At 71.5% G+C, this 5,950-nt stretch carries 5 protein-coding genes and 1 pseudogene; 3 read left to right on the forward strand and 3 right to left on the reverse strand.

The window, feature by feature from the left end; translation table 11 throughout:
- The 3 genes from AC2CJA_RS23070 to AC2CJA_RS23080 form a co-directional block, all read right to left on the reverse strand.
- Positions 1-932, reverse strand: a 932-nt coding sequence (locus AC2CJA_RS23070) for a P-loop NTPase family protein (protein ID WP_484604604.1), incomplete at its 3' end; no start/stop codon positions are given.
- Between the two features lie 177 nt (positions 933-1,109).
- A complete protein-coding gene (locus tag AC2CJA_RS23075; protein ID WP_484604605.1) occupies positions 1,110-1,439 on the reverse strand; it encodes an STAS domain-containing protein in 330 nt (109 codons plus the stop codon).
- 159 nt (positions 1,440-1,598) lie between these two features.
- Positions 1,599-2,447 carry a 3-hydroxyacyl-CoA dehydrogenase family protein gene (locus AC2CJA_RS23080; protein WP_484604606.1) on the reverse strand — a complete coding sequence of 283 codons (849 nt, stop codon included), beginning with the start codon at positions 2,445-2,447 and terminating at the stop codon, positions 1,599-1,601.
- 404 nt (positions 2,448-2,851) lie between these two features.
- Here AC2CJA_RS23080 and AC2CJA_RS23085 point away from each other — a divergent pair, with 404 nt between their 5' ends.
- The 3 genes and pseudogenes from AC2CJA_RS23085 to AC2CJA_RS23095 all read left to right on the forward strand — a co-directional run bounded on the left by AC2CJA_RS23085 (position 2,852) and on the right by AC2CJA_RS23095 (position 5,829).
- Complete coding sequence (locus AC2CJA_RS23085; RefSeq protein WP_484604607.1) at positions 2,852-3,424, forward strand: cob(I)yrinic acid a,c-diamide adenosyltransferase; 573 nt, start codon at positions 2,852-2,854, stop codon at positions 3,422-3,424.
- Positions 3,425-3,638: 214 nt separating this feature from the next.
- Positions 3,639-3,824, forward strand: a pseudogene (locus AC2CJA_RS23090) (helix-turn-helix domain-containing protein); the annotation flags it as partial.
- 217 nt (positions 3,825-4,041) lie between these two features.
- The gene (locus AC2CJA_RS23095; RefSeq protein ID WP_484604608.1) at positions 4,042-5,829 is read left to right on the forward strand and encodes a glycosyl hydrolase family 18 protein; all 1,788 of its coding nucleotides are present in this window, start codon (positions 4,042-4,044) and stop codon (positions 5,827-5,829) included.
- The last annotated feature ends 121 nt before the right edge of the window (positions 5,830-5,950 follow it).

Consider the following 5,950-nt stretch of genomic DNA (forward strand, 5'->3'; position numbering starts at 1 on the left):
CCCTCGGCGAGCGTCGGCAGCGGTACGCCGGCCCGGCCGCTCCCCCCGGCGCTTCCGGTGTCCTCGGCGCTCCCGGCGTCCCCGCCGGCCGGGGCTCCCGCCGCCTCCGCGTCGCGCTGCCGCAGCAGCGCGCCGGCCTGGACGAAGCGCAGCGGCAGTCCCTCGGACTCGAACCACAGGTCCCCGACCCAGCCGGCCTCGTCCTCGGTCAGCGGACGGCGGACGATGTGCTCCATCAGCTCCCGGCAGGCCGCGCGGCTGATGCCCGAGAGGGCGACCTCCTCCAGGGGGGCGTCGGCCGAGGGCGCGGGGGCGCCGGGCGCGGCCGTGATCAGGAAGGCGCACTCGGGGGTGGCGTCGAGGAGGGAGTCGAGCGCCTGGCCGCCGAACTCGGCGTCGTCCAGCAGGACGACCGCGCCGACACCGCGCACCGCCTCCTCCAGCTCGGCGCGGTCGGGGCGGTGGCGGGGTGCGTCGTGGACGGCGGCGAACAGCTCGTACAGCACGTCCGCGGCCGTGCGCCGGCAGCCGCTGAGGCGGATGACGCCGTCCGGGGCGAGGTCGGCGCACTCGGTGGCGACGGCGGCCAGCAGGGAACTGCGTCCGGAGCCGGGCGCCCCGGCGAGCCGGACCGAGCGTCCGCGCCTGAGCAGTTGGAGGAGGCGCTCTCGCTCCGCGGTGCGCTCCAGCAGCGGCAGGTCCGGCAGGGAGATTCCGGTCGGGAGCGGGGCCACGGCGGCGCGCTCCCGCTCGGCGCGGGACTCCGGGGTGCGTCTGCGGGGCGTGCCGGGGTGCTCGCCGGGCGGGCACGGTTCGATCTCGCTGCCGTCGACGGGATTGACGGTCAGCAGGTACTCACCCGCTATGAGCGGGATCGCGCGGGTGGTGCTCCCGCTGTCCTGTTCCTCGGATCCCCGGTCGTTCGGGTCCATGGTGGTGCCCCCAGATGCGGTGCGTACTCGAAGCTCAGCTCTCCAGGGCCGACCGTACGCTGGCCTTCGCTCGTGGTCCGGTGGCCGTCCGCAGCGCAGTGTAGGCGGCGGGTTCCAGAACCCTATTGCCTGGCCCGGGAGTGGGGGCAAGCCCGGACGGGGCCTCTGACCCAATAGTTATGGCTTGGTCAGGGCCCCGCCCTCGGCGAGCCCGCCTCCCTCGATGGCCAGGATGCGGTGCAGACGGGTGGCCACCAGCAGGCGCTGCATCTGCGGCGGCACGTCCCGCAGGACGAGCCGGCGCCCGCACCGGCCCGCCCGCCGGTGCGCGCCCATGATCACGCCGAGGCCGGTCGCGTCCCACGAGTCCAGCTCGGCGAGGTCCAGTACGAGGTCGCCCTCCCCGGAGTCGACCGCGGTGTGCAGGACCGAACGGGCGTCCGCCGCGTTGCGGACGTCGAGGCGGCCTCCGACGACCAGTTCAGCGTGGTCGCCCCTGATGTGCATATCCGCTCCCCCGGAAAAGAAGTGGTCCGTCCGTGGCTGTTGTCCGCTTATGTCTCACCACAACTGACTGCCTGTTCGGCGGCGGAGTTGCCGTCCATTCCCGAATCGGCGCCGAGTTCACCCGAAGGGGTGGCCTTCGTGTGCGCCGTACGGGCTCGTTCAGTAGCGGTAGAAACCCTGGCCGCTCTTGCGGCCGATGTCCCCGGCGTCCACCATCCGCCGCATCCCCTCCGGCGGGGCGAACTTCTCGTCCTGCGACTCGGTGTAGATGTTCTCCGTGGCGTGCAGCAGGATGTCGACGCCGGTCAGGTCCGCGGTGGCCAGTGGGCCCATGGCGTGCCCGAAGCCCAGCTTGCAGGCGATGTCGATGTCCTCGGCGGTCGCCACGCCCGACTCGTGGAGCTTGGCGGCCTCGACGACCAGGGCGGAGATCAGCCGGGTGGTGACGAAGCCCGCGACATCCCGGTTGACGACGATACAGGTCTTGCCGATGTCCTCGGCGAACTCCTTTGCCGCGGCCAGGGTTTCGTCGCTCGTCTTGTGTCCGCGCACCAGCTCGCACAGCCGCATCATCGGCACCGGCGAGAAGAAGTGGGTGCCCACGACCCGCTCGGGGCGCTCCGTCACCGCCGCGATCTTGGTGATCGGGATGGCGGAGGTGTTGGAGGCGAGTACGGCCTCCTCCCTCACCATGCCGTCGAGCGCCCGGAAGATCTCCCGCTTGACGTCGATCCGCTCGAAGACGGCCTCGACCACGATGTCGGCGTCGGACGCGGCGTCGAGGTCGGTGGTGGCGGTGATGCGGCCGAGCGCCGCCTCCGCGTCCCGGGCGCTCAGCTTCCCCTTCGAGACGAACTTGTCGTACGAGGCCCGGATCCCGTCCGTGCCGCGCGTGAGCGCCTCGTCGGTGACATCGCGCAGCACCACGTCCCAGCCTGCCTGGGCGGAGACCTGGGCGATGCCCGACCCCATGAGTCCGGCTCCGATGACGGCGAGCTTCTTGGCCACGTGTATGTCCCCTCTGCGGCTTTGCGGTGCGACTCTCAGGCGGACCCTAGCGCCCGTGAGCGCGCGGTGGGCGGGGAAGAGATGCGCGTCACGTCTCACATGGCGGACATCACACTCGCGCGGGCCATTCGGCGGCCCGCCGCGCGCGGTTGGACGGTGCGGGGGCCGGGCGCGCGGCGGGCCCCGTGACGGTGGGCACACCTGCGCTCCGCGAAGCCCCGGCGTGGCCAGTGCCGCGTCGGCCAGGGTCTGCCCGGTGGCGAGGCGCCCCGGTGCGTGCGATCGCCAGGCGGCCGGAAGCCGCACGTGGTTGTCCTACCCGGGCTTTCGGCCAACACGGCGAGCGTGCGTGCCAGGGCGGCGAGCGGGGTGAACCCTGGCTGACGCGGCACTAGGCTCGGTCCATGGTCAACCTGACACGCATCTACACGCGCACCGGCGACGACGGTACCACCGCCCTCGGCGACATGAGCCGCACCGCCAAGACCGACTCCCGCATCTCCGCCTACGCCGACGCCAACGAGGCCAACGCCGCGATCGGGGTGGCCATCGCGCTCGGCGATCTGCCCGAGGGGATCACCAAGGTCCTGGTCCGGGTGCAGAACGACCTGTTCGACGTGGGTGCGGATCTGGCCACGCCGGTGGCGGAGGACCCCGAGTACCCGCCGCTGCGGGTGCGGCAGAGCTACATCGACAAACTGGAGGCGGACTGCGACCGCTTCCTGGCCGATCTGGAGAAGCTGCGCAGTTTCATCCTCCCGGGCGGCACCCCGGGTGCGGCCCTGCTCCACCAGGCGTGCACGGTCGTCCGCCGTGCCGAGCGCTCGACGTGGGCGGCGCTGGAGGAGCACGGCGAGATCATGAACCCTCTGACGGCCACCTACCTCAACCGGTTGTCGGACCTGCTGTTCATCCTCGCCAGGTCCGCCAACAAGGAGGTGGGCGACATCCTCTGGGTCCCCGGCGAGAACCGCTGACGCGGCCCCGCCCCCGCGGGCCGGCGCCCCCTTGCCGGCGCCCGTGGAACCGGCGGCCCACCGCATCGTGCGGGAGGCTCTGGCGAACGCGCTCGAGCACGCCTCCCCCGGGGAGGTCGCCGTCGTCCCGACCCCGCCCCGCGAAGACGGGGGCGACGGTGCGCCGGCCGTCACCGTCACCAGCCCCTGCGACCGGCGTCCCGGCTCGCGCGCCCGGCTCGGGCGCGAGGTGTCGGCGTGCCTGGACGAAGGGCTGTCCGAGGCGGAGGCCGCCGCGCGGTCGTCGATGGCGGAGGCGACGGTGAAGACGCACGTCAGCAGGCCGCCGGCGAAGCTTGAGCCGCGCAGCAGGGTGCCGGTCGCGGAACCGGCGCGGGAGTTGGGGGTGACCAGGAGGTGAACCCTCCAAAGGTGCATACCTATTGACCGGTGGTCCAGACCAATCTACGCTCCAGGTCAACTGCACGCCCATGCCATGCACATGGCACTCTTCACGAGCGGCGCAGGAGACCCCCCAACGGTCCGGTCCGGCACCGGGCCCTGTGCGAGGAGCGCTCTTGAGAACGAACACCACCGCACACCGCATCAGACGGAAAGCCGTAGCGGCCGCGGCCGCGATGCTGATGCCGCTTGGCGCCCTGGTCGCCCTGGCCTCCCCGGCCCAGGCCGCCGAACAGGCGACCGCCACCTTCTCCAAGCCCTCCGACTGGGGCAGCGGCTTCGAGGGCAAGTGGACGATCAAGAACACCGGTGACACCACCATCAGCGGCTGGACGCTGAAGTGGGACTTCCCCACCGGCACCAGGGTCGGCTCCGCCTGGGACGCCGCCGTCACCAACTCCGGCAACACCTACACCGCCAAGAACCTGAGCTGGAACGGCACCCTGTCCCCCGGGGCCAGCGTCAGCTTCGGCTTCAACGGCACCGGTACCGGCTCCCCCTCCGACTGCACCGTCAACGGCCGCCCGTGCGACGGCTCGGGCGGCGGGACTCCCGGCGACGCCCCGCCCGGCGCACCCGGCACCCCCACCGCGAGCGGCATCACCGACACCTCGGTCAAGCTGAACTGGGGTGCCGCGAGCGACGACAAGGGCGTCAAGAACTACGACGTCCTGCGCGGCGGCACCAAGGTCGCCACCGTCACCGGCACCACGTACACCGACTCCGGTCTGAAGGCCGGCACCAGTTACACCTACTCGGTGGTGGCGCGCGACACCGCGGACCAGACCGGACCGGCCAGCGGTTCCGTCACGGTCAGGACCACCGGCGGCGGTGGCGGCACTCCTCCGGGGCAGCACATCAACCTCGGCTACTTCACCGAGTGGGGCGTCTACGGCCGCAACTACCACGTGAAGGACATCGTCACCTCCGGCTCCGCCGAGAAGCTGACCCACATCAACTACTCCTTCGGCAACGTCCAGAACGGCAAGTGCACCATCGGTGACGCCTACGCCGCGACCGACAAGGCCTACACCGCCGGGCAGAGCGTCGACGGCAAGGCCGACACCTGGGACCAGCCGCTGCGCGGCAACTTCAACCAGCTGCTGAAGCTGAAGAAGATGTACCCCCACATCAAGGTCCTGTGGTCCTTCGGCGGCTGGACCTGGTCCGGCGGCTTCCCCGACGCCATGAAGAACCCGGCCGCGTTCGCCAAGTCCTGCGACCAGCTGGTCAACGACCCGCGCTGGCAGGGCCTGTTCGACGGCATCGACCTGGACTGGGAGTACCCCAACGCCTGCGGCCTGACCTGTGACACCAGCGGCCCGGCCGTGATGAGGACCATGGCCCAGGCGTTCCGCGCCGAGTTCGGCAACCAGCTCGTGACCGCCGCGATCACCGCCGACGCCTCCAGCGGCGGCAAGATCGACTCCGCGGACTACGGTGGCGCGGCGCAGTACCTCGACTGGTACAACGTGATGACGTACGACTACTTCGGCGCCTGGGACAAGACCGGGCCGACCGCCCCGCACTCGCCGCTGACCGCCTACCCCGGCATCCCGAACCAGGGGTTCAACTCCGACGCCGCGATCCAGAAGCTCAAGGCCAAGGGTGTCCCGGCCGAGAAGCTGCTGCTCGGCATCGGCTTCTACGGCCGCGGCTGGACCGGCGTGACCCAGAAGGAGCCCGGCGGCACCGCCACCGGCGCCGCGCCGGGCAAGTACGAGGCGGGCATCGAGGACTACAAGGTCCTCAAGGAGCGCTGCCCGGCCAACGGGACCGTAGCCGGCACCGCGTACGCGCACTGCGGCAACGAGTGGTGGAGCTACGACACCCCGGCCACCATCGCGGGGAAGATGGACTACGCCAAGCAGCAGAAGCTCGGCGGAGCCTTCTTCTGGGAGATCAGCGGAGACACCGCGAACGGCGAGCTGATCACCGCCATCCACAACGGGCTGAACAAGTGACGCCCGGGCGGTGACCCGCCCCACACACCACCGGAAGTGACAGAACCGGGGCGTGGGGCCGGTGCCGGCTACCGCGGGTGCGTTGCCGCCGCGCCCACGCGGGGGGCGGGCCCGGGAGCCC

The organism is Streptomyces sp. ATLC9 (genome assembly GCF_057196705.1).